This is a genomic window from Ralstonia sp. ASV6 (assembly GCF_016429285.1).
GTDB lineage: Bacteria > Pseudomonadota > Gammaproteobacteria > Burkholderiales > Burkholderiaceae > Ralstonia > Ralstonia flaminis.
This window is the reverse complement of the sequence record NZ_JAELUI010000090.1, coordinates 1-22,918: the sequence shown is the minus strand read 5'-3', so window position 1 is coordinate 22,918 and position 22,918 is coordinate 1. Positions and strand designations below refer to the sequence as shown.

General features: G+C 62.6%; 19 protein-coding genes, 1 tRNA gene and 1 pseudogene. 7 read left to right on the top strand and 14 right to left on the bottom strand.

Translation table 11 applies throughout. The features are described 5' to 3' along the window. Window positions 1–48 precede the first annotated feature (48 nt). Window positions 49–2,889 carry a bifunctional glycoside hydrolase 114/ polysaccharide deacetylase family protein gene (locus JHD73_RS17895; RefSeq protein WP_233177037.1) on the bottom strand — a complete coding sequence of 947 codons (2,841 nt, stop codon included), beginning with the start codon at window positions 2,887–2,889 and terminating at the stop codon, window positions 49–51. A gap of 503 nt (window positions 2,890–3,392) precedes the next feature. Here JHD73_RS17895 and JHD73_RS17890 point away from each other — a divergent pair. Continuing rightward, window positions 3,393–4,703: a hemolysin family protein gene (locus JHD73_RS17890; protein ID WP_199031605.1), complete on the top strand. Its 1,311-nt coding sequence runs from the start codon at window positions 3,393–3,395 to the stop codon at window positions 4,701–4,703. Here JHD73_RS17890 and JHD73_RS17885 read toward each other — a convergent pair. The 3 genes from JHD73_RS17885 to JHD73_RS17875 all read right to left on the bottom strand — a co-directional run bounded on the left by JHD73_RS17885 (window position 4,649) and on the right by JHD73_RS17875 (window position 5,933). Next, on the bottom strand, window positions 4,649–5,116 hold the full coding sequence (locus JHD73_RS17885) for a carboxymuconolactone decarboxylase family protein (protein ID WP_199031600.1): 468 nt from the start codon (window positions 5,114–5,116) through the stop codon (window positions 4,649–4,651). The two genes, JHD73_RS17890 and JHD73_RS17885, sit on opposite strands and share 55 nt — an antisense overlap. Continuing rightward, window positions 5,061–5,564 carry a MerR family transcriptional regulator gene (locus tag JHD73_RS17880; RefSeq protein WP_199031599.1) on the bottom strand — a complete coding sequence of 168 codons (504 nt, stop codon included), beginning with the start codon at window positions 5,562–5,564 and terminating at the stop codon, window positions 5,061–5,063. The genes JHD73_RS17885 and JHD73_RS17880 overlap by 56 nt, the downstream gene beginning before the upstream one ends. A 144-nt stretch (window positions 5,565–5,708) precedes the next feature. Beyond that, window positions 5,709–5,933, bottom strand: coding sequence for a signal peptidase (locus JHD73_RS17875; protein ID WP_199031598.1), 225 nt, complete (start codon window positions 5,931–5,933; stop codon window positions 5,709–5,711). Window positions 5,934–6,327: 394 nt separating this feature from the next. Between JHD73_RS17875 and JHD73_RS17870 the strand changes: the two genes are divergently transcribed. Further along, the gene (locus JHD73_RS17870) at window positions 6,328–6,609 is read left to right on the top strand and encodes a hypothetical protein (protein WP_199031597.1); all 282 of its coding nucleotides are present in this window, start codon (window positions 6,328–6,330) and stop codon (window positions 6,607–6,609) included. Window positions 6,610–6,672: 63 nt separating this feature from the next. Here the strand turns inward: JHD73_RS17870 and JHD73_RS17865 are convergent, their stop codons facing one another. Continuing rightward, window positions 6,673–8,400, bottom strand: coding sequence for an alkaline phosphatase family protein (locus tag JHD73_RS17865; RefSeq protein ID WP_199031596.1), 1,728 nt, complete (start codon window positions 8,398–8,400; stop codon window positions 6,673–6,675). Between the two features lie 216 nt (window positions 8,401–8,616). On the opposite strand from JHD73_RS17865, the gene JHD73_RS17860 reads away from it, so the two are divergent. The 3 genes and pseudogenes from JHD73_RS17860 to JHD73_RS29165 all read left to right on the top strand — a co-directional run. Beyond that, entirely contained in the window at window positions 8,617–9,411 is a 795-nt protein-coding gene (locus tag JHD73_RS17860) for a MipA/OmpV family protein (RefSeq protein ID WP_199031604.1), read from the top strand. Window positions 9,412–9,442: 31 nt separating this feature from the next. Further along, window positions 9,443–10,165: a haloacid dehalogenase type II gene (locus JHD73_RS17855; RefSeq protein WP_199031595.1), complete on the top strand. Its 723-nt coding sequence runs from the start codon at window positions 9,443–9,445 to the stop codon at window positions 10,163–10,165. Window positions 10,166–10,437: 272 nt separating this feature from the next. Next, window positions 10,438–10,629, top strand: a pseudogene (locus JHD73_RS29165) (hypothetical protein); the annotation flags it as partial. Window positions 10,630–11,005: 376 nt separating this feature from the next. Here the strand turns inward: JHD73_RS29165 and JHD73_RS17845 are convergent. From JHD73_RS17845 to JHD73_RS17835, 3 genes are all read right to left on the bottom strand, one after another. After that, the gene (locus tag JHD73_RS17845; RefSeq protein WP_233177034.1) at window positions 11,006–12,061 is read right to left on the bottom strand and encodes a porin; all 1,056 of its coding nucleotides are present in this window, start codon (window positions 12,059–12,061) and stop codon (window positions 11,006–11,008) included. 196 nt (window positions 12,062–12,257) lie between these two features. Continuing rightward, window positions 12,258–12,968: a YitT family protein gene (locus JHD73_RS17840; protein ID WP_199031592.1), complete on the bottom strand. Its 711-nt coding sequence runs from the start codon at window positions 12,966–12,968 to the stop codon at window positions 12,258–12,260. 138 nt (window positions 12,969–13,106) lie between these two features. After that, complete coding sequence (locus JHD73_RS17835) at window positions 13,107–14,879, bottom strand: adenine deaminase C-terminal domain-containing protein (protein ID WP_233177033.1); 1,773 nt, start codon at window positions 14,877–14,879, stop codon at window positions 13,107–13,109. A 171-nt stretch (window positions 14,880–15,050) separates the two neighbouring features. On the opposite strand from JHD73_RS17835, the gene JHD73_RS17830 reads away from it, so the two are divergent. Further along, window positions 15,051–15,953: a LysR family transcriptional regulator gene (locus tag JHD73_RS17830; protein ID WP_199031591.1), complete on the top strand. Its 903-nt coding sequence runs from the start codon at window positions 15,051–15,053 to the stop codon at window positions 15,951–15,953. A 122-nt stretch (window positions 15,954–16,075) separates the two neighbouring features. Here the strand turns inward: JHD73_RS17830 and JHD73_RS17825 are convergent. From JHD73_RS17825 to speB, 5 genes are all read right to left on the bottom strand, one after another. Next, a tRNA-Ser gene (locus JHD73_RS17825) sits at window positions 16,076–16,165 on the bottom strand. 80 nt (window positions 16,166–16,245) lie between these two features. Further along, window positions 16,246–17,562: a serine--tRNA ligase gene (serS, locus tag JHD73_RS17820; RefSeq protein ID WP_199031590.1), complete on the bottom strand. Its 1,317-nt coding sequence runs from the start codon at window positions 17,560–17,562 to the stop codon at window positions 16,246–16,248. Window positions 17,563–17,640: 78 nt separating this feature from the next. Beyond that, window positions 17,641–18,948 (bottom strand): replication-associated recombination protein A, encoded by a 1,308-nt coding sequence (locus JHD73_RS17815; protein ID WP_199031602.1) that lies wholly within the window; start codon window positions 18,946–18,948, stop codon window positions 17,641–17,643. A gap of 92 nt (window positions 18,949–19,040) precedes the next feature. Continuing rightward, window positions 19,041–20,345 (bottom strand): MFS transporter, encoded by a 1,305-nt coding sequence (locus tag JHD73_RS17810; protein ID WP_199031589.1) that lies wholly within the window; start codon window positions 20,343–20,345, stop codon window positions 19,041–19,043. A 54-nt stretch (window positions 20,346–20,399) separates the two neighbouring features. Further along, a complete protein-coding gene (gene speB / locus JHD73_RS17805; protein WP_199031588.1) occupies window positions 20,400–21,359 on the bottom strand; it encodes an agmatinase in 960 nt (319 codons plus the stop codon). A gap of 133 nt (window positions 21,360–21,492) precedes the next feature. On the opposite strand from speB, the gene JHD73_RS17800 reads away from it, so the two are divergent. Further along, a complete protein-coding gene (locus JHD73_RS17800; protein WP_199031587.1) occupies window positions 21,493–22,389 on the top strand; it encodes a LysR family transcriptional regulator in 897 nt (298 codons plus the stop codon). Window positions 22,390–22,405: 16 nt separating this feature from the next. On the opposite strand, the gene JHD73_RS17795 is transcribed toward JHD73_RS17800, so the two are convergent. Next, the gene (locus JHD73_RS17795) at window positions 22,406–22,822 is read right to left on the bottom strand and encodes a hypothetical protein (RefSeq protein ID WP_199031586.1); all 417 of its coding nucleotides are present in this window, start codon (window positions 22,820–22,822) and stop codon (window positions 22,406–22,408) included. Window positions 22,823–22,918: the final 96 nt, after the last annotated feature.

Genomic DNA, 22,918 nt, shown 5'->3' with positions numbered 1-22,918 from the left:
AGCGTACCGATCAGCCAGGCCGGCAGCAGCCGTTCACGCGGGGTCAGGTCAGCAGACCACATCGACACGTTGGTAGGTCACGGTTTGCGCAGCAGCTCCGGTCAGATCAACGCGCACGGTGTTGTCCTGTGCGCGGGCGGTGCGGACGGGATTGCCGTTGACCTTCACACGGCAGGCGCCGGCGTTGGCCAGACGAACAAACGGCTTGTAGTAGCCACCTGCCTCGAAACTCAACTCATTACCGTTTCGCGCGAAACTGCGTACGAAGGCGGCAGCTTCCGCAATGTACGCTGGCTTTGCGGGTTCTGCCTCAGGCGCGACAGTAAAGCGCGCCGCACCGTCATCCAGGTGGATATAGATGCCGCCGGCCGCCTTGTCATAGCCAACCACGCCCTGCGCATCGGCCAACCGCGGCGTACCGGGCGCCATCCAGCGCAGTTCGCGCAAATCGCCATCGCCGCGTACCACCCAGGTGTTGCCGTCTTCTACATCTCGGGCAACGGCCATGTTGCGGAAATCCAGCACCTTGACCACGTACTCGGTGGAATAGATCGGGAACACCGGCTGCGACAACGCGTAGTCATAGACCTTCTTCAAGGCCTTGAGCGACGCAAGCTTGGTGCCTGAGTACATGTGGTAGTAGATGTTGATGGGCTTGAAGCGATAGGGCGTGTCGGTCATCTGCAGCGTTTCAATCAGGCGATCGAAACCGTAGAAGGGCCCGGTCCAGTCATTGGTATAGACGTTTTCGTTCTGGTTGGGCGCAAACACCTGGTAGGCCCCCGGGCCCTTGTCGATACCGAGCGGAGCAATTTCCGTCCATGACGGCGAGCCGCGCGTGATGGTGGTATCGCCGCCGTTCATGTTGAGCACGCCCGCGTCCCAGGTCATGCGCACGGCAATTTCAGGCGGCTGGCAGTCGCCCGACCACTGCAAGATCTTCACGCGCTTGCCCGGCGGCGCCAGGCGCTCGTTGATGTAGTTGATGGACCCTGAAATCTCGCGGTCCAGGCTGAACTTGTAGCCGGGAATGGACAGCGCAAAAGCGGTATCGCCGCCGCCCTTGTCCGCACCCGGGCCCTCCTTGGCGTGATCGCCGGTGATGCCGCTAGGCACCGTGCGACTCCAGTCAAACGGGTGCGAATAGGTATGCGTGCCCAGTTCAACATAGGGCAACGCAAACATCTTGCGGGCAATCGCCTCCAGGCGCGGCGTCAGCTTGGGGTACAGGCCGCTTGCGCCCACCTCCCCTTCAATCACCGACAGCGTGGTCGGAATGCGGTATTTCTCCCACACGTCCTGCAGCAGCACCTCGCCGGAGTATTCCGGGCCAGGAAACTCGGCGCGCGAGGCAAAGCCGTCGCCGTCCACATGCACGAGCATCAAGCGGCGGCCGTTCTCCGACGTCACGTCAGGAATCGGCATGTCAGGCAGCGCCAGCGCGCGACGCAGAAACTCAATCGGCTGCACAACCCAACGCGCCTGCTCAACGGTGTCCATCGAGAACACCGCGTACGGATTCAGCACGTAACCGCCCCAATCGGTGATGGCGGCGGCATCAAACTCGAAATTGCCCGATTTCAGACGCAGCAGGGACTGCCCATGTGCACCCACTTGAATCGGCTGGGCCTCGCGGCGCTCCGGCTGCGGTGCCATTTCGAAACCCATGATCTTGTCTTGCGACACCACCGACAGCGGCCCGGTAGCGCGCCCACGCACGAGTTGCAGCTTGAACATGTCGGCCATGCTGCCGTCCACCGGCAAGCCGAACTGATTCATGAAGGCGATATGCACACCGTCATGAATGCGTTGCCGCACCCACGACGACAGCGCTGCCACCTGCTTGATCGGGCTGGTGTTCACCCATACCACGACACCGGCGTAGCGGTCGGGCGGCACGGATGCGGGCAGCGGCTTGTTGATGTCGGCGTACTCAACGTCGTAGCCAAGAAAGTTGAGCGGCGTGGCAACAAAGCGCACGCCCTCGCTGGTGTCGATGGTGGCGCGCGGGTCGCGGTCCTGCAGAATCAGCACCTTGCGCGGCAGCACCTCGATGCGCCCCACGCCGATGGTCGACAGATCCGGATCCGTCACGTACGGTACCAGCCCCTGCGCCTTGATACGCTTGGCCGTCTCGCGCGCGCAGGCGCGGTCAGCCGGCGGGCAATAGTCGATGGCGATCACTGGCAAGTGGTACTCGTCGCGAATCTTGCGCGCCTGGCCCATCAGCCATTCACGGTCGGCATCGCTGACTTCCTTGTACTGCTTGCTGCCCTGGTCCCAACCGCGATACAGCGATTCAAACGCCACCGCGTACGCCAGGTCATGCACCTGCGGCAGGATCTCAAAGCCACGGTTGAAGATCAGCTTGGCATCCGGATAGCGCGCCTTGATCGCCTGGATCGTGCGCACCATGCCGGCCTCTTGCGCTGCACGCGCAGCATCGTCCTTGGCAACGAGCTGGTACGAGTCGAGCGTATCGAGAAAGAAGCCACGGTAGCCTTTGTCCCACAGCGGCTTGATGACGTGATCGACATAGAAGGCCGGCCATTCGGGCTGAGCCTGATCCACCACGCGCGACGCCCATGCCGCGTTGCGGCCAGACAGCCAAGCCTTGGGCAGATCCTTGTACCAGCTGCGTTCGGTCGTGACCTCACCCACGCTCACGTAGGCATACCACTGTGTCTTGGGGGTCTTGAACTGCGATGGATCAAAGCCGTGGTCCGGCTCGACAACGACTGCGTCGAAGGCGCGCAACTGCGCCACGGGCGGCTTGTCGCCGTAGTACCACGCGATGTTCGGCGCATTGGCCGAGAGCGAAGGTGTAACTCCTGACACACCGGACCCGGTGGTGGCAGGCGCTTGTTGAGCAAGCGTCACACAAGGCATCGACACAAGTGCGGCCGCAACCCACGCTGCAAACCTGGCCACAACCCGTCCGACCGTCCCTGCCGTATTCCCCCGCTTTCCCCCGGTGCGCCGTTGTACACGGCTGAGAATCCACATGACCTACCACTCCTATGCAACTGTGTGCACCCAATTGCGTGTCCACATTGGGCCGATCTGTGCCGGCACTGAGATAGAGGCGCCAATACGTGCGCCACCACGGAACATTTGCTCTTTATCCGGATTGCCACCCGCAAACGCAGGCCCCGTAAGGCAAACCGGGACAATATGTTCCCAGGCTGCAAGTATCACCCATGGTATGGGTACGCGGCAAACCACTTTTCGATGGCTGTGCGCCACACTGGGGCATAGACAATTGTTTAACGTATGCCCAGGCATGCGTGATTCGCGCTGTGGTTTGACAAAGCGATCCCGGCTGCACCATGATCGTCCGCAGCCACATTCCGAGCAGCCGTGCAGTGCAACGGCCCGCCCGCCCCGCCACCATGTCCGCCTTCATCCTTGTCGCGCTCATCCTGATCAGCGCCTTCTTCTCTGCTTCCGAGATCGCGCTCACTGCCTCGCGTCGCATTCGCCTGCAAGCGCTGGCCGACGACGGCGACACCCGCGCCCTGCGCGTGCTGCAGCTCAAGGACATGCCCGGCAACTTCTTCACCGTGGTGCAAATCGGTGTCAATGCGGTGGCAATCCTTGCCGGTGTCATCGGCGACAGCCATATATCGGGGCCGCTGGCCGCGTGGCTGGGTGATTGGCTACCGGCCGCCCGCGCCGAGCGCGTTGCCAGCATCGCCGGTTTCATGATCGTGACGGGACTCTTCATTCTGTTTGCCGACCTGCTGCCCAAGCGCCTGGCAGTGCTCTACCCCGAGCGCTGCGCGTTGGGCATCATCGGCCCGATTCAGGCCTGCCTGCGCTTGCTGCGGCCGGTGGTCTGGCTATTCAACGGCGCGGCGGATCTGTTCCTGAAGCTGTTGGGTGTGCCCACGCACCGCGTTGAGCAGATCACCACCGAAGACATCACCGCCATGGTGGGCGCCGGTGCGGAAGCCGGCGTGCTACGCAAGCACGAACTGGCTGTGATCGAAAACGTATTCGAGCTGGAATCGCGCACCGTCACCTCGGTCATGACCGTGCGCGACGAGGTCGTCTACTTCACCATCGACGAGCCGCTGGAATCCATCAAGCTGAAGATCATCGCGCAACCGCATGCCGAATACCTCGTCTGCCGCGACGACATCGACTCGGTGCTCGGCTTCATCGCCTCGAAGGACATCCTGCAGCAGATCCTGTCGGAAGAATCGTCCGCCGTGATCCGCAACCTCGGCAAGTACTACGACAAGAACCTGCTGATCCTGCCCGACACGCTCAACCTGTCCCAGGCGCTTGCGCGGTTTCGCGAGATGCACGAGCGCTTTGGTGCGGTGGTCAACGAATATGGGCTGGTGGTGGGCGTGGTCACGCTCGACGACCTCGTTGGCGCGGTGATGGGCGACATCCTGTACCTGGGCGAAGACGAGCAGATCGTGCGCCGCGACGATGGCTCATGCCTGATCGACGGCGTTACGCCGCTGGGCGACGTCAAGCGCGCCTTCGATCTGGACGACTTGCCCGGCGAGCACCACGTTGAAACCATCGCCGGACTGGTCATCTACGCGCTCAAGCGCATTCCCAAGAAGAGCGAAAGCGTCGACATCGGGCCGCTGCATATTGAAGTGCTCGACATCGACAACCACCGCATCGATCAATTGCTGGTGTCGCGACGCATCGACCCGCCCACCGCGCCCTCGGCATCGTGAGCGGCAAACACGTCCTTGGCGGCAAACATGCCGTTGAGCGCCGCCGGAAAGCCCGCGTATAGCGCCATCTGCAGAATCGTCTCGGTAATCTCGTGGCGCGTGAGCCCCACGTTGAGCCCCGCCGCAATGTGCACCTTCAACTGCGGCGCCGCGTTACCCAGCGCCGTGAGCGCGGCGATGGTGGCGATCTCACGCTCGCGCAGCGTCAGCCCCGGGCGGCTGTAGACGTCGCCAAACCCGAATTCGACGATGTAGCGGCCAAGGTCGGGCGAGATGTCGGCCATGGCCTCGACCACGCGCTCGCCGGCCACGTCATCGACTTCCTTGAGCTTTTGCCAGCCCCGGGCGTAGCGCTCGTCATGCAGGTTGGCGTGGTTTGCGGCTTGCGGTGCGGCTTGTGCGATCTGAGTCATGTGCGTCCTCGTTCGATTGGCGTTTCGGTTTTCGAGATGAGGAAGCGGAACCCGGCGCGCTGTCTGCGGCGGCAATGCGGGCACGGATGCCGTCGTAGATGACGAGCTTCTCGCGCAGCATGGCCAGCGTTTCGGCCCGCGCACGCAGCTCTGCTTCCAGCGCCTGCGCATGCAACTCCAGCATGCGTTGGCGCGCGGACACACTCTCCAGACTGTCGCCCTGCCGCCGCAGCGCTGCGTACTGCAGCATCTGCGCGATCGGCATGCCGGTGTCGCGCAGGCGCAGCAGGAAAGCGAGCCACGTCATGTCTTCCGTACGGAAGACGCGGTGTCCGTTGTCTTTGCGCTGCACGCTGTCGAGCAGGCCGATGCGCTCGTAGTAGCGCAGCGTATGCGTCGACAGGCCGGTGGCTTCTGCAACTTGGGCGATGGTCAGGAAAGTGGTCATGAACGGAGCTTAGAAGTTAGAGCGCACTCTAAGTCAAGCGACTTTAGCGCGATTTCGCCCCCAGCACGGCAGACCATCCAAAGCAAAACGCCGACCCCCTTTCGGGGGCCGGCGCCTTGGTGTGCAGAAAAACCGGTGAACCGGTTAGCCGCCCTTGCCGAACTCGCTCGGGTTCTGCATCTTCGGACGGTGGTCGTGCTTCTTCTTTTTCTTCTTGTGGTGGTGTGCCTTCTTCTCGCCTGCTGCCGGGGCCGCGGCGGCGGGTGCCGGTGCTGCGGCGGGTGCAGCCGGAGCGGCCGGGGCGGAAGCCTGCGCAAATGCGCCGGCGCTGAAGACTGCTGCCACGAGGGCAGCCAGGAGCTTGTTCATCGTGTTGTCCTTATGAAAAAACGAAGATGCGGCGCACCCGGTAACGGGATGGGACGTGACCCAATGCATCCCTCGCCACTGCCATTCAACGCGCGACCCCAGCATCGGGATGACCCGCGCATCACCGCGCAGTGTGGTGCAGGTGCAGGCCGATGTCCACCTGAAGCCTGACGATACGCCGGTGAGCGAATCGGCGCGTTGATGCGCCTCAACAAAGATTGACGGACATCGCGTGACACGCTTTCTACATTGTTACGCGTGCTTACATCGTGGGAAGAACGCTTACAAACAGCGGTGCACGCCCTCACGGTATGAAGCGTTTTTGGAGGCATGGATCGCACATGGGACGAGATCCATGTATCTGAAGTCCCGCAATATCCTCAAGGAGTCTCACATGAAAGTCGCTCAATCCCTGGCCGCTCTGATCGTTGCTGGTGCCTTTGCCGCCCCCGTGTTCGCAGCTGGCACCGCGTCCGCACCGGCTGCCGCTCCCGCACCGGCCGCTGCTGCTGCGACGACGGCGACCACCGATGCCGCTTCCGCACCGAAGGCTGAAGCCAAGCACGAGAAGAAGCACCACGCGCACAAGAAAGCCGCACACAAGACTGAAGGCAAGTCGGAAATGAAGTCCGATGCTGCTTCGGCACCGAAGGCCGCTGAACCCGCCAAGCAATAAGGCGATCGCGCTGTGAAAAACGCCGGGAAGTTCCCGGCGTTTTTTATGCCTGCTTAAACCGCATCAATGCAGATGCGGCAAACGCTTCGTGCCTTCGATCTGTACTGCCTGCAGCTCGTGGGGCTTGAGACCCAACTCACTCAGGATGGTCGGCGCAATCTGGTTGGTATCGACGTGCTCATCCACGATGCCTGCGTTGATGCCAGCACCCCAGACCACGATCGGCACATGGCGGTTCTCCTGACGGAAGCCACCATGTTCGGCGATCTTCGACAGCTTGCTGCCCGCCCACACCGTGCCCTGTTGTGCGATGCCGACCACGTCGGGGAAGCGGTCATCGCTCGGCTTCACACCAAACAGATCGGCCACTTCCTCACCCACCACAAAGCGGCTCGCGCCGGCCTGCGTGAATGGCTTGGACGTTGCGTTGCCCGCGGCGTCCGAACCCACGCCCGTGCCCGAGTAGCCCAGCAGAAACTGCTTGGTGAACCGCAGCGCGGCTGCTGAGCGGTCGTTCAGCCACAGCAGGATACCGTCGTCATCCATTGCATGCGCGACGAGGTGCGGCTTGGTCGCATCCTTGCAGGTGGCGGCGTACTTTTCCCACGCGCAGTTGAGCGCGTCGATCATGTCGCCATCGTTGACGATGGTGAGGTCCGCGCGGCTGTTGGGTGATTGGCCATGCTTGGCCGACACGATCACCACGGTGTTGGACGGGTCAGTCGCCTTGACCAGTTCGCCCAGCTTGTTGTCAACGAAGGTCAGCGCGCTCTGCAGCACCGGGCCCGGCACCGTGCCGTTGTTGGTGTAGCCGCCCAGGCCGCCCGTCACCTTGTTGGCGGTGTTGGACGGATCGGGGTAGTAGCTCGACGTGTTGAGCTTCTGCGCGGTCGACACGGCCTGGAAGTTCATGCCCAGGATGGCCGGCACGCCCGGTGTACCGTTGCCGGCGTGGTCGTGGCCCTTGAGCCAGTTCAGCACGGCCTGCACCTTGAAGTTGTCGTAGCGCTGCGTGTTGGTGTTGTCCTTGGTCCAGTCCGGGCCGGGGCCACCGGGCAGCGACGGGTCGGTTACCGAGCTGTTGATCTCGGGCGCGAACAAGTCGTCGATACCCTGGCCGCTCGGGCCGTTGAGGATTTCATAGGCCGCGTGCTTATCCGACCAGGCCGTGTGCAGGCCGTGCTTACGCGCGACTTCAAACACCGTATTCACCTTCAGGTACTGATGCGGATACACCGGCGCGCACGTGATGGGCGAGACCGGCAAGAAGGCCGGGTCGATCAGGTCCTGCGCGTGGCCGGTCAATTGCGAGATCTTCGAAAGATCCGCATACAGGCCTGGGATGCCTTGGCCGCTGTCGAGACGGTTCAGATCCTTGGCGATGACCTCGGCGTAGAACACCTCGGCGCCCGGCTTGGTGGTGTGGCAGTTGGCGGCCGAGGTGCCGGCTGGGAGCAGGCTGCGACTGTATTCGTCGTCGTAGTAGATGCCCGTGGTCTTGGGGTTGCCGCCGGTTACCTGGCCGACCATGCCGGGGAACGAGTCGGACGGGAACGGCGTGCGGGCGTTGCGATAGCTCACACCCTGATGCACGAGGCGCGCGAGCGTGGAGCCCGGATGGTTGCCGACATACCAGTCAAGATCGGACTGATGCAGACCATCGACCGAAATCAGCAGGACATGCTTGGCGTGCGCGTGGCGCGCATCATCGTCATCGGCATACACATGCGCAGACAGGCCACATGCAAGCGTGGAGAGCACAGCGAGAGCGAGGTGTTTCTTCGGGGACACGGGATTCTCCTCTGGGATACCGCCATGAGGCGGCCCGGTCACGCTATGCCCGCCGTATGTCTGCGCGGCGACCTGCCCATGTCGCGCCGGTGACAAATGTAACGTCGCCTCCACTACCCGGTTGAGCCAACGTTTGCAGTGTCATCGACCGTACGGATGATTCCACTAGAATGGCGTGCCCACCGCTTTTTCCTTGATGCTCACCTGCTCGATTCCATGCTCTCTTTGCGTGCTCTGCCCCGCTTCGCGCTTGCCTGCCTGCTGGCCCTGACCGGCTCCATCGCCGCAGCCCAGACCACGCCCGCCGCTGGCGCGGAACCCAGCGACTGGAGCATCGCCGTCGGCCCGTCCGTCTATGTGGCACCGAAATACCCTGGCGCGAAATCGAGCTTCGTATTCCCGTGGATCGATCAGGAGATCGAGTACAAGCACCGGTATTTCTCGAAGGGCATGGACTTCCTGGGCGCCTACCTCGCCAACGACGACACGTGGCAGGTGGGTGGCAACTTCCAGTTCGATCCGACTTGGCGCCATGCGCATGACGACGCGCGCCTCAATGGTCTGGGCAACGTCAACGCCACGGTGCGCGCCAAGGCGTTCGCGCAATACACCGTGTCGTTCCTGACGCTCTCCACCGACGCCGAGCAGGACATCCTGGGCAACCGTCAGGGCCTGATCGCCAATGCCGACGTGTACGCCAGCGCCCCGCTCGGCCGTTGGCTCTTCAGCCTCGGCTCCGGCGTGTCGTGGACCAACGGCCAATACATGCGCACCTTCTTCGGCGTGGATGGGGGCCAAAGCGCGGCGTCAGGCCTGCCGGTGTTCGCCACGCACGCTGGTGTGCGCGACATCCACTTCAACGCCATCATCACGTGCAAGCTGGATGACCGCTGGACCGCCAACGGCTCGCTCACCGTGGCGCGCCTGCGTGGAGACGCCGCCGACAGCCCGATCACGCAGCGCCGCCAACAGACCACGGCCATGGCATCGCTCACGTACCGGTTCCGTTAAACCTGCCGCGCGTGTTTCCAGGGAGCCACGCATGACCTTCGATCCGTCTTCATTGAAAGCGCTGTGCTTTGATGTACAGGGCACGCTGGTGGATTTCACCACGCCGCTCATCGAAGCCGGCGAAACGTTGGCGGCACGCCGCCAGTTCGATGCCGACTGGCCGGAAGTCATCACGCGCTGGCGTGCAGGCTACCGCGCCGGCATGGACGCGTTCCTGGCCGGGGAACGGGGTTGGATTTCCACCGACACGATCTATCGCGAAGCACTGGATACGCTGCTGGCCGACTACCCGTGGGCCCAGCAGGTCAGCGCGGAAGACCGCGATGCGCTCAACACAACCTGGAGCCGCTTGCGCCCCTGGCCGGATACCCAGCGCGGTCTCAGCCGATTGCACTCTCGCTATCTAACGGCGGCGCTCTCGAACGGCAGCATGGCTTCGGTGATCCGGATTGCGCGGCATGGGGCCCTGCCCTTTGACGCCATCCTCACGGGCGAACTCGTGCAGTCGTTCAAACCCGACCCGAAGGTCTATGCCCTCGCCGTCCGTTCGCTGGGTGTGGCACCCGACGAAATCATGATGGTCGCATCGCACAAGTACGATCTGGTGGCGGCCCGTGCACAGGGTTTTCGGACGGCATTCATCGCGCGGCCGCTGGAGTTCGGGCCGGGTATTGCCGTCGATGTCACGCCGGATCCGACGTTCGACTGTAACGTGACTGACATGGAAGAGCTCGCAAACCGGCTTGGCGCTTAGCGCAATCGGTTGCATTGCCGCCGAACCTGCCGTGGCAGCGGCTTCGGCATGAGGCAAACACTTATCAGACCAGAACATCCGCCGCGCGCCTCTCCCCCAAAAGGACCATGCCACCTTTTCGCAACAGGCGTGTTTGCAATCATCCTCAACCGTCGTGATTTTTTTTGGTAGTCTGTTTTGCAAGCAGACGATCGCTTCCGATCAACGCGCGCGGCAGCAATCGATGCCTTCAAACAAGTGGATGACCACTTGCAAGACAGGAGGGCCTCACCATGTTGCGATGGATTGCACACTGGGCGATGAACCATGCTCCCTCTCCGGAGAAGCAGGCTGAGCGTGCGCTGAACGAGCTGCGCATGGAGCTGTATCAGGCGGAACAGCGCGTGATGGACGCGCAGATGCATGCAGACTACTACCGTGCGCGGATCACCTTCTTGGAAGAGGTCGTCAAGAAAGGCATCGAGCGCGTCTCCGATCAACGCAAGGGCAAGCAGGAAAGTGCGCACGCGTTGCGCGCTGGACTCAAGTTCACTGCCGAACTGTGGCGCGAGTCGCAAGCGCAATCGCGTGATTCGCATGTGTTGCGGCGGCGCACGGCAATGTCGTTCCTCGATCCGCAGGATGGGCCAGACACGCACCGAGCCCCGAAGATTCATCATCTCTCGGAGCTTCCCGCGGGCTCGCACTTCGACAGCAATCCGCTTCCCCAGGCCAAGCACGTCGCGTCTGAGAAGCTGTAGCGCCGCCCAGCCAGATTCATCACAACGCAGGACAAACGAAAAGCCCTTTGGTCTCACGGCCAATGGGCTTTTCCCATTGTGACGGAGCGGCGAGTCCTTCCTAAAACCGGGCGCGAATCCCAACGCCCGCAGTCTCGCCCGACGACATCCCGGAGAAGCGGTCGAGCATATACACCGCGTAGAGATCGGTGCGCTTGGACAGCGGATAGTCGTACCCCAGCGACGCAGTCCCGCGCGTCTGATTGAGCCCGCCGGAATCGCGTGAGTAGGCGTAGGCAGCGAGCACCTTGCCGGTGCCGAGCGCAATCGTCACGCCGCCCTCGAACATGCTCACGTGGAAGTTCTTGTTGATCACGTTGTTGTTCGTGTACGTGTATTCGCCGTAGAACTTGACGACCGACCATTCATACGACGCAGCCAACTGGGCTGCTGACTGACTGTGCAATCCGCTGATCAACCCGTTCAGGTCACCCGCTGCGGAGTTGAAGTTCGCGTATTGATACACGCCGCCAGCGGCGAAACCACCATTCTGATAAGACAGCTGCGCCGAATACTGTTTGCTGCCATTGCCCGTGCCGCTCTCGCCGAACGCGTACATGGCGCGACCGGTCAAACCGTGCAGTTCGGGTGTGGCGTACTGGACGGCATTGCTCCAGGCGGTGCCGCCAATGATCCCCTGGTCCGTCTTGTACGCCGGATACGTCCCCAGCCCCGCGTACATCTGGACAATGGTCGGCGAGAACGTGAACGACGCATAGAACGGGTTGAACTGACACGCCTGCAGATATAGCAGGCTGCTCTGACGCCCAAGCGTGATCGTGCCTGCGGGGGTCGAGAGCCCAACATAGGCGTTGCGCGAGAACATCGGATCACCGTTGAAGGAACCGGAGGCGCCGTTCTGTGGGCGGAAGAATCCCTCGATCGCAAAAATGGCCTTATAGCCGGCGCCCAGATCCTCCTTGCCACCGACCCCCCAGAATGAAGTCGACATTCCACCACCGCCTTCTTGCCAGACGGCAGATTTGCCCGGGTACCGCTGAACGCCGACCCAGGTATCGACGATTCCGTACAACTGCACACTGGATTGCGCGTGTGCCTGAGCGCCGATCGCCATCGCGGCGATGGTTGCGGCAATCCAGCAGATTTTTTTCAGCATGGTGTGACCTCTTCTCATTTTTTCTAAGGACGAGCGACCCCCGACGTCGTGTTCGACGTCTCAAAATTGGGGTCATGGCAGGCGCAGCCGAAAGCGCTCAGGACAGGAGTCGAAGCCTGTCGCGCGGCTGCTGATCAGGTACCGCAGGGCGCGCCACAAGCGGCGCGCGGGTGATCACATCCCCCGGGTTCCGGGATCAGTAAGTTCGATGTTCCAGCGCTCTTTGCTGGTAGGACGAAACCGCCGTCTTGATTTTCTGGAACAGAAAGAAATAGAGCTTGATGTACTGCCCCACCAAAATCGCGTTCATGAACGTGCCTTCGCGAATGAACTTGGGGCCACCGAGCAGCGCGAAGCCGATTGCCGCACTGATTATCAGCAGCGTGCAGTCGAAACTCGTCTTGATGTCACCCCACTTGAAGCCGGTCCGCTTGAACAGCGTGTTGACGAACATGTCGATCGGCATGAGCACCAGGTTGGCGCGAATCATCAAGAACAGGCCGAACCCGAGCAACGCATCAGCAAACACCAGCAACAGGAACTTCATGTAGTAGTCCTGGACCCCGATCGACTTCGTCAGCAGCAGGTTCAAGTCCAGGCACGTCGCCAGCACGAATGCCGGGATCAACGCCGCGAAGTTCTTCACCGTGAACTCCTTGCGCGCGACCAGATACGTAAGGAGCAGCATCAACAGCTCGAGCATGAAGTTGTACGTGCCCTGGCTGAGCGGCGGGTACACCAGCGTCATGGTGCGAGTGAGACTGCTTTGCGGCGAGATGCCGATGCCGGCCCGGATGGCCAGACTGATCCCCAGGGTCAGTATGTAAATACCAACGACGTATGTGAACCAGCGCCGTGTCAGGCTGCCGGTATCAATGACTTCCGCTTCCCTTGCGTGGTGTGCCATGGTTGTCCCTCCGTTGTCTGCCCGCCTTGTACGGTGCCGTTCGTGACTGTCGACGACGGTCGCCGCTTTTTGTTCTTTGCTCCCCAGGCCGCCGGGGTCTAACCCCCGGCAGATACGCTTTTTGCTATCGGTGCCTCATCAAACCATGAAACCAAAGCGGTCGAGCGAGATGAACAAGGTCAGCAGCTTGTTCACCACGGGCTCGCCTTCGTTGTGGTTGCCCATCGCCGCCAGGGAGGCGTCAATGTCGCGGGTTGCCGCCAGCAGTTCGGTCAGGTTCATGTTGGCCTGAACGCCATAGATCTCTAGCGGCAGCACGGCCTTCACCTGCTTGTTCTCGGTGACCACGCAGCCGCCTGCATAGCCGTCGACCTCCTTGAGGCAGTGGCACATTTCCGTGCTGTCCTGCCCCACGGCAACGAAGTACGCCTTGGGTGCCGGCCAAAACGTCGCCACCGCGCCCCGATCGATATGCACGCCCTTGAACAGGCCATTGACGACGTGGCGCTTGCCCTTCGCGTAACGCTGCACAACCGAGATGCGGTTGAGATTGACGCCCCCGAATTCAGGAACGACCGTGCCATCGCGGTACGGCACCCATACTTCCTGGAAGAACTTTTCGTGGCCGCGACCGTAGACGTCGAACAGGTACACCTTCGCCTGCTGACCATCTGCCGAGATTTCCAGCGGAACGATGTCCAGTTGCTCTGGCGTCAGGTCGCTCAGACCCGGCACCGCCTTCTTCACCATGCCGGAGTAATCGATGTCGGCCTGCTTCAGCAGCTTGCGATCCTTGGCCACCAGCTCGCCGTCCTTGAAGACGAAGCGCGGGTTGATCTTCGACAGGCTGTCAGTCAGCACGATATCGGCGAAGCGGCCCGGCGTGAGCGAACCGAACTTGTTGTCCATGCGGAATGCGCGCGCCGTGTAGAGCGTCGCCATCTTGATCGCTTTGATCGGCTCGATCCCCATCTCCGCACACAGCGAGACGATCCAGTCCATGTGGCCCTTGGTCAGCAGACGGTCGACTGAGATGTTGTCGGCGCAGAGTTGGAAATTCTCGGCAGGCCACTTTCGCTTGACGATGGCGCGCAGCATGATCTTGATCACTTCGGGGCTGCCCACGCCGAACTTGATTTGCGTCTGCAGGCCGTAGCGCACGCTTTTCTCGATATCGTCTTCTTTCCACACATCGTGGTTGGCAAAGGCGCCGATCGCGGGCATGTAGTTCAGCATCATGTCCGACAGCGTCGTCACGCCCCAGTGCGTGTTCATGAAGCCGCCCTTGGCGCGCCCCAGGGCCGATTTGCGGAAGTCGTCGTCGTTGCCCACGCTGTAGGTCAGATGCGCCAGTTCGCCCAGGCCGATCACCGGGTCCATCTTCAGCAAGGCGTCGGTCACTTCCACAGACGTCTTCTTGCCCGGCGCAAAGGCAAACACCCGATACGGCAGGCGTTCGTGGTGCTTGAACAGTTGCTCGGTGGCCTGCACCGCTTCGTCGCCCGCCGCGCTCACGAAGTCGAGGCATTCCGAGAAGATGGTGGTCGTGCCGCAGGGGACGATGGCCTCAGCAAAGGCGGCCGGATGCGCCAACTGGGCTTCGAAGTGAACGTGCGCATCGATCAGACCCGGAATGGCATAGAGACCTTCGCCATCAAACACCTCGCGCACCTTGATGGCCGTCTCGTCGGGGTTCAACGCAACGATGCGCTTGTTGTAGACGAGGATGGACCCTTGATACACCGACTCGCTATGCACATCGAGGATGTTCAGATTCTTCAGGAGAAGATCGGCCTCTTTCTTGCCGTTGAGCACATCAAAGATCGCTCTCACCTGGTCATAGTGGGCATCGACTTCGCTCTGCGTTGTGCCTGCCGCCGTGACGCCTCGTCCGCTGACTTCTTGGTACATGATTGACGCTTCCTCAATTGGTTTGGATCTGTCTTTGCCGCACTGCAACGCGCGTTTGCGGCTGCGACTGGTGCCATTAAGACCGAAGTCAGCGTTTCCAAAAAGAAGCGTTTTTCGCACGGAGTGTGCACTTTTCGAGTACGCTCAATCCAACCTTAGGAGCGGGCTCGCATGCTGCATTCACGGTTGCTGCGGTACATCGACGAGATCGCTCGTTCCGGCTCGATCCGTGCCGCAGGAGAAAAGCTGCACATCGCCCCATCGGCGATCAACAAGCACCTGCTGCAGTTGGAAGAGGAGATCGGCGAGCCACTGTTCGAGCGCTTGCCGCGCGGGCTGCGGCCCACGCCAGCGGGGGAGATCCTCCTCGCCCACGTGCGTAAGACCATCCTCGAATACCGTCAGGTTGAAGCCGAGATACGCGATCTCAAGACGCTGCAGAAAGGCGAAGTCATCATCGCAACGGTGACGGGCCTGGCCAGCGGCATCGCCTCCACCGCTGCGACGAATTTCTGTGCGAGCCACCCGCACATTCAGATTTCGATCCGCGTGATGTCCACGCGCGAAATCGCGGATGCACTCATCAGCGGGGAAGCCGATCTGGGCCTCGGCTTTAACCTGCCGCCTTCGCCGCAACTCGAAAGCCTGTGGGAAATGGATACGAGCCTTGGGGCGGTGATCTCAACCAAGCACGCATTGGCGCGCATGGAATCGATACCGCTGGCCTTCTGCACTTCGTATCCGCTGATCTTCGCAGACCGGTCCATGCTGATGCACGGCATCGTTGCAGATACGTTCGCAGAAGCGGGATTGGACGTCGAGCCGGCCTTCCGAACCAACTCGATCGAGACGATGAAGCGCCTGGCTGCCGCGAGCGAGGGCATTGCGTTTCTCAGCCGATTCGACATTGCAGAGGAGCATCGCCAGGAGCTGCTGACCTACCGGCAGATCCGCGACCGGGCCTTCAGCAAGAACGCCCTGTCCCTGGTCCGCCGAGAGAAGCACGGACATGGCCTTGCGAGCCTGTTGCTCGCAGAGGAAATCATGAGCGTGCTGGGGGCGATGAGTGGCTGAATTGGGCGGGACCGCCAACGCGCCACCCGGGAGTAACGCCGAGAACGCGTAAACGACAAAGCCCCGCCATTGGCGGGGCTTTGTTCGAACCAGGTTCCGTTTGACGGGAGCGCTGGACATGCTGGCGGAGAGGGTGGGATTCGAACCCACGGTACCGTCGCCGGTACGCCTGATTTCGAGTCAGGTACATTCGACCACTCTGCCACCTCTCCGGTAACTGGGTCGCTGAATCGCGAAACCGCGACTATAACAGAGTTTCGCCGCCCATATCAAGAGGGCGACGCAACTTCCATCAAACTGCAGGTTTCAGCACTTCCTGGCCGCCCAAGTAAGGACGCAGCGCGGTCGGCACCGTGACCGAGCCATCCGCGTTCTGGTAGTTCTCCAGCACGGCCACCAGCGTACGGCCCACGGCGAGGCCCGAGCCGTTGAGCGTATGCACCAGCTCCGGCTTGCCCTGCGCATTGCGGAAGCGGGCCTGCATACGGCGCGCCTGGAAGTCGCCCATGTTCGAGCACGAGCTGATTTCGCGGTACGTGTTCTGCGCCGGAATCCACACCTCAATGTCGTACGTCTTGGTGCTGCCGAAACCCATGTCGCCCGTGCAGAGCACAACAGTGCGGAACGGCAGTTCGAGCTTGCGCAGGATGTTTTCCGCGCAGTTCGTCATGGCATCCAGCGCGGCAAACGACGTTTCGGGCTGTACGACCTGCACCATCTCGACCTTGTCGAACTGGTGCTGGCGGATCATGCCGCGCGTGTCCTTGCCGTACGAGCCGGCTTCGGAACGGAAGCAAGGCGAATGCGCGGCAAACATCATCGGCAACGCATCTGCAGCGACGATCTCGTCGCGCACGAGGTTCGTGAGCGGCACCTCGGCGGTCGGGATCAGATAGAAGTTCTCGACGTGCTCACCCGCCTCATCTTCAGCGCCGTGCCCCATCTTGCGCGGCACGCGGAACAGGTCCTCCTCGAACTTCGGCAGCTGGCCAGTCCCACGCATCGACGCGGCGTTGACGATGTAAGGCACGTAGGCCTCGGTGTAGCCGTGCTCCAGCGTGTGCGTGTCGAGCATGAACTGCGCAAGCGCACGATGCAGACGCGCCACCTGCCCCTTGAGGACGGTGAATCGCGCGCCCGACAGCTTGGCCCCCGCGTCAAAATCCAGCCCCAGCGCGCTACCCAGATCCACGTGATCCTTGACCGGGAAGTCGAACGCGCGCGGCGTGCCTTCACGGCGCACTTCCACGTTCTGCGTTTCGTCGCGACCGGTCGGCACGCTTTCGTGCGGCACGTTCGGGATCGACAGCATCAGATCCTGCAACTTGGCCTGCACCACGTCGAGCTGCGCGGCCGAAGCCTTCAACTCGTCGCCAATGCCGGACACCTCGGCCATCACGGCCGATGCGTCCTCGCCCTTGCCTTTGAGCATGCCGATCTGCTTGGACAGGCTGTTGCGGCGAGCCTGTAGCTCTTCGGTGCGGGTCTGGATGGCCTTGCGTTCCGCTTCGAGCGCGGCAAAGCCTGCCACGTCGAGCACGTAGCCGCGGTCTTTGAGGCGCGCAGCGACGGCGTCGATGTCTTTGCGCAGCAGTTGGATATCAAGCATGGTGGGGAGAAGAAGCCGAGGATTGCGGACGATCCGAAGGATCGAAAAAGCCGATTTTATCGCACCGGCCAGCGGGTCTTACTTGTTGCGGGAGGATTTGCCCTGCTCCGCATGCCACTGTGCATCCAGCTCGCGCAGGTGCCGCAGCTTGTCGCCGATCTTGCCTTCCAGGCCGCGCGGCGTCGGCACGTACCAGTTCTGCGCGGGCAGATCATCGGGGAAGTAGGTTTCACCGGCGGCGTAGGCCTCGGGCTCGTCGTGGGCGTAGCGGTAGGCGTGGCCGTAGCCGAGTTCTTTCATCAGCTTGGTGGGGGCATTGCGCAGGTGCACGGGCACGGTGCGCGACTTGTCCTGGCTGACGAACGCGCGCGCCGCGTTGTAGGCGTTGTAGCCGGCGTTGGACTTGGGTGCGATAGCCAGGTAAATCACCGCTTGAGCCAGCGCCAACTCCCCTTCCGGCGAGCCGAGGCGCTCATACGTCTCGGCCGCATCCAACGTAATGCGCCCGGCACGTGGGTCGGCCAGGCCGATGTCTTCCCACGCCATGCGCACGATGCGGCGGGCAAGGTAGCGCGGGTCGGCACCGCCGTCGAGCATGCGGCAAAACCAGTACAGCGCCCCATCCGGATCGGAGCCACGCACGGATTTGTGCAGCGCGCTGATCTGGTCGTAGAAGGCATCGCCACCCTTGTCGAAGCGGCGCAGGTTTTCTGACAGTGCAGATGCCAGCAGCGCCTCGTCGATCACCGGGGCGATGTCGCCTTCGGCCTGCGCGCGCGCGGCACGCGTGACGATCTCGACGTTGTTGAGCAGCTTACGACCATCGCCGTCGGCGGAGGCAACAATGGCGTCGAGTGCGGCGGGCGTCCACTCCAGGCCGCCTAGCTCTTGGCGCGCGCGTTCAGCCAACTGCTTGAGCTCGTCGTCCGACAGGCTCTTGAGCACATACACCGCGGCACGCGACAGCAACGCGCCGTTCACCTCGAATGATGGGTTCTCGGTAGTCGCGCCGATGAAGGTAAACAGCCCACTTTCCACGTGCGGCAGGAAGGCATCCTGCTGGCTCTTGTTGAAGCGATGGACCTCATCGACGAACACCAGCGTGCGACGGCCGTTGGCGCGGAACTGCTCGGCGCGTTCGACGGCTTCGCGGATGTCTTTCACACCCGACAGCACGGCCGACAGCGCGATGAACTCGGCATCAAAGGCGTGAGCCATCAGCCGTGCCAGCGTGGTCTTGCCCACGCCTGGCGGGCCCCAGAGGATCATCGAATGCGGTTCGCCGGAAGCAAATGCCACGCGCAGCGGCTTGCCCGGCCCCAGCAAGTGCTGCTGGCCGATCACATCATCGGCGGAATGCGGGCGCAGGCGCTCGGCCAGCGGCATGTGGGCGGGCGCGTCCGGGAAGAGAGAAGCAGAAGCGTTCATGCAAGGGATTGTCGCAGAAACCGCTCTGGAGCCGGACCCGCCCTACCGATTCAGGCAGCGCGCACCCGCAGGGGCGACTCAGTGACCGCCGGCTGGCGCCGGCCAATCCAAACAACACATACCAGTGACAGCGCCGCAAATCCCGCATAAAACACCGCCATCGGCCACCACTGAGGAAAGAACTGGTCCGCCAGCACGGTTGCCAGCAGCGGCGTGAGGCCGCCGGCAAATGCGCCGCACACTTGGTACGACAGCGAGATTGCCGTGTAGCGGATGCGCGCCGCAAACATTCCGGTGACAAAGCCCGCGATGATCGCGTAGTAGCCCGATTCAGCCAGCGTGGCGATGGCAACGCCCGCAAACACGGTACCCGGCTGCCCCATGCGCACCAACGGCAGCATGATGAACGGCACAACAATGGCAAAGGCCGCCAGCATCGTCAGCATGCGGCGCGTACCAAAGCGGTCGGCCAGGTACGCAGCGCCCAGCTGCACGAAGAACTGCAGCACCGCCACCCAGAACATGCAGTCGAGAATCATCGCGCGATCCAGCTGCAAGTATTGCGTGGCGTACGAGATCATGAAGATGTTGCTGAAGTACACGCCCGCGATGCCGTACACGTTGGCGCCAATGGCCAGCACAATCAGCGGCCACGCCTTGAGGGCTTCGGCCAGCGGCTGCTTGGCGACGTCGCCGGCCGCCTGCATCGCCTCGAACTCCGGTGACTCATTGACCGACATGCGGATCACGAAACCCACCGCCAGCAGCACAGCACTGGCCAGAAATGGCAGCCGCCAGCCCCACGCCATGAAGGCATCCGGCTCCAGTCGGCTGACGGCGGAGAACGCCAGCATCGAGAGAATCAGCCCGCCCGCGCTGCCCAGTTGCGCGAACGACGCAAAGAACGTGCGACGCCCCTTGGGCGCATGCTCGCCCGCCAACAGCACTGCCCCGCCCCACTCCCCGCCGACGGCAATGCCCTGCAGCACGCGCAGCGCCACCAACGCTACCGGCGCGATCCAGCCAGCCTGCGCGTACGTCGGCAAGCAGCCGATCAGCACAGTCGCAATCGCCATCAACGTGAGCGTGCCCATAAGCGCGCGCTTGCGGCCAAGGCGATCACCAATGCGGCCGAACAACATGCCGCCGATCGGCCGTGCGAGAAAACCGATGGCAAACGAGCCGAACGAAGCCAGCAGGCCCAGCAAACGGTTCTCGCCCGGAAAAAACAGCGGCCCGAAGACGAGTGCCGCGGCGGTGGCGTAGCTGTAGAAGTCGTACCACTCGATGGTGGTGCCGATGAAAGACGCCATCGCGGCGCTGCGCGGCTGGGCAACAGGTTGGGGGGTGGTCATCGTGTCTCCTCGTTGTTTTTATGGACGCGGTCTGGGCGCTATCTGGTCGATACGTCAGGCGCGATATTCGACGCCCGGCAGCACACACAGCAGCTCGAACGCGAGGTTGGCGCCCAACAGCGCAGTCGTCCCAAACGGGTCGTACGGCGGCGAGACTTCAACAAGATCCGCGCCCACGATGTCGAGCCCGCGCGCGCCGCGCACGATCTCCAGCGCCTGCGGCACGGTCAGCCCACCGATCTCGGGCGTGCCGGTACCGGGCGCATAGGCGGGGTCAATGCCATCAATGTCGAAGCTGATGTAGACCGGGCCGCCCTGCACGCGTGCGCGCACTTCTTCCATGAGCGGTACGAGCGACTGGTGCCAGCACGCTTCGGCCGTCACCACGCGAAAACCTTGCTGGCGGCACCAGTCAAAATCCTCTGCCTCGTAACCGGTGCCACGCAAACCGATCTGCACCACGCGGTTGCAATCGAGCAGGCCCTCTTCCACCGCGCGGCGAAACGGCGTGCCGTGCGCGATCTTCTCGCCGAACATGGTGTCGTTCACGTCGGCATGCGCGTCCACATGAATCAAGCCGATACGACCGTACTTGGCGTGCATGGCGCGCAGGATCGGCAGCGTGACGGTGTGATCGCCGCCCAGGCCAATGGGGCGGCAACCGCTGGCGATGATCTCGCGGTAGGCACCTTCGATACGGCCGATGGAGTCGTGCAGGTTGTACGGATTGGTCGCCACGTCGCCAATGTCCGCCACGCGCAGCGAATCGAACGGCGCGGCGCGCGTGGCCATGTTGTACGGACGCAGGAGTACGGATTCCGCACGGATCTGGCGAGGCCCGAGGCGCGCGCCATTGCGGTTGGACGTGCCCAGATCGAACGGCACACCCACGAAGCAGGCATCCAGCCCGGCGGTCGATTCAGCGGCGGGCAGCCGCATCATGGTGGCGATACCGCCAAAGCGCGGCATGGCGTTGCCGGACATCGGCTGGAGAAATTCGGCGCGGTCGTTCATGGCAGTCGATTCGTCACATCGCGTTACGGCGATGCGATCAGTGGAGATAGCACGCATTCTTGCCGATGGCTTTGCTGCGTAGAATGCGAAATCCGAAAACCAAACATCGATCTCAATCGATGTATCAATCACAGTGTTGGGACAACCCTCTGATCTGGATCTGCGGCTGATCCGCGTCTTCCTGGCCGTGGTGGATGCAGGTGGCGTGACGCCTGCGCAGGCCACGCTCAATGTGGGTCAATCGACCATCAGTACGCAGCTCTCGACGCTGGAGACGCGCCTGGGCTACCGGCTGTGCGAGCGCGGACGCAGTGGCTTCCGGCTAACCGCACGTGGCGAACAGTTTGTGGATTCGGCACGCAAGCTGCTGACAGCGCTGGACGCGTTCAGCGCGGAGGCGCGCAAGGTGGGGCGCACGCTGGTTGGCACGCTCAACCTGGGGCTGATCGGCCACGCGCCCGTCAACGCCAACGCGCGCATCAGCCAGGCCATCGAGCGCTTTCGCCAGCGGGATGAGTCGGTGCATTTCACGGTGTCGGTGCGGCCACCGGGCGAGCTGGAAGGGTTGTTGCTCGACGGCAAGATCCACATGGCCATCGGCTATTTCTGGCATCGCGTACCGGCGCTGGAGTACACCACGGTCTTTCACGAGACGCAGCTTGCGTATGCGGGGCGGGGGCACCCGCTGTTCAGCAAGGTCGGAAACGTGTCACCGGAAGAGGCCCTGACCCACGCATGGGCGTGGCGCAGCTATCCGCTACCGGAGGCAGCGGGCTCACCGGCCGAGCGGCTAGTGACAGCGGTGGCGGACAACATGGAAGCGGTGGCGATGCTGGTGCTCTCGGGCAGGCACCTCGGCTATCTGCCCGAACACTTTGCAGCGCCCTATGTGGCGCAGGGCCTGCTGGCCCCGCTTGCACCGGCGGCGATGCGCTACGACGTACCGTTCGACATGGTGGTACGCCGAGATGCACGACGCAACGACCTGCTGGCCGCCTTCATTGCCGACATGAAGGCGGCCCATGCGTGAGCGGTTGGCTGCGCGCTCAGTTCGATGCGCGCTGCACCAGCCCCATGAACTCCTTGGCTGGCAGCGGGCCATGGCACGACTGCATGCCTTCAGCCCCGCGCAGCAGCAACCAGACGTTCTCGCTGCCCGGCGGTTGGATCACAAACGGCTGGCGAGCCGATGCCTGCGGCATGCGTGGATCAGCCGGTGCCTGAATCGGCACGACTTGGCCGGCATGACCCTTTACCAGGGCACTGCACTCGGCGTTCGATAGCTCCGTTGCGCGCAGGAAATCCTTGTTGACCAACGCCTCGGCCAGCACGGTGTCGGGCGCGGTCAGGAACGAATCAACATCGAAACGGGATACGCCTGTCGAGGCACATCCCGCAAACACCGCCGCCGCTGCTGCAACGATGGCCGCACGCTGCAGCGATGTGGTGAACGGCAAAGGCATGGTCGGTCTCCTTGTCGAAAACCGGCCTGCACGCGTTACTGCTTGATAACGTCTGCCCCCTTGGGTAGCACGAAGCGGAACGCGTTGGCCGGCAGT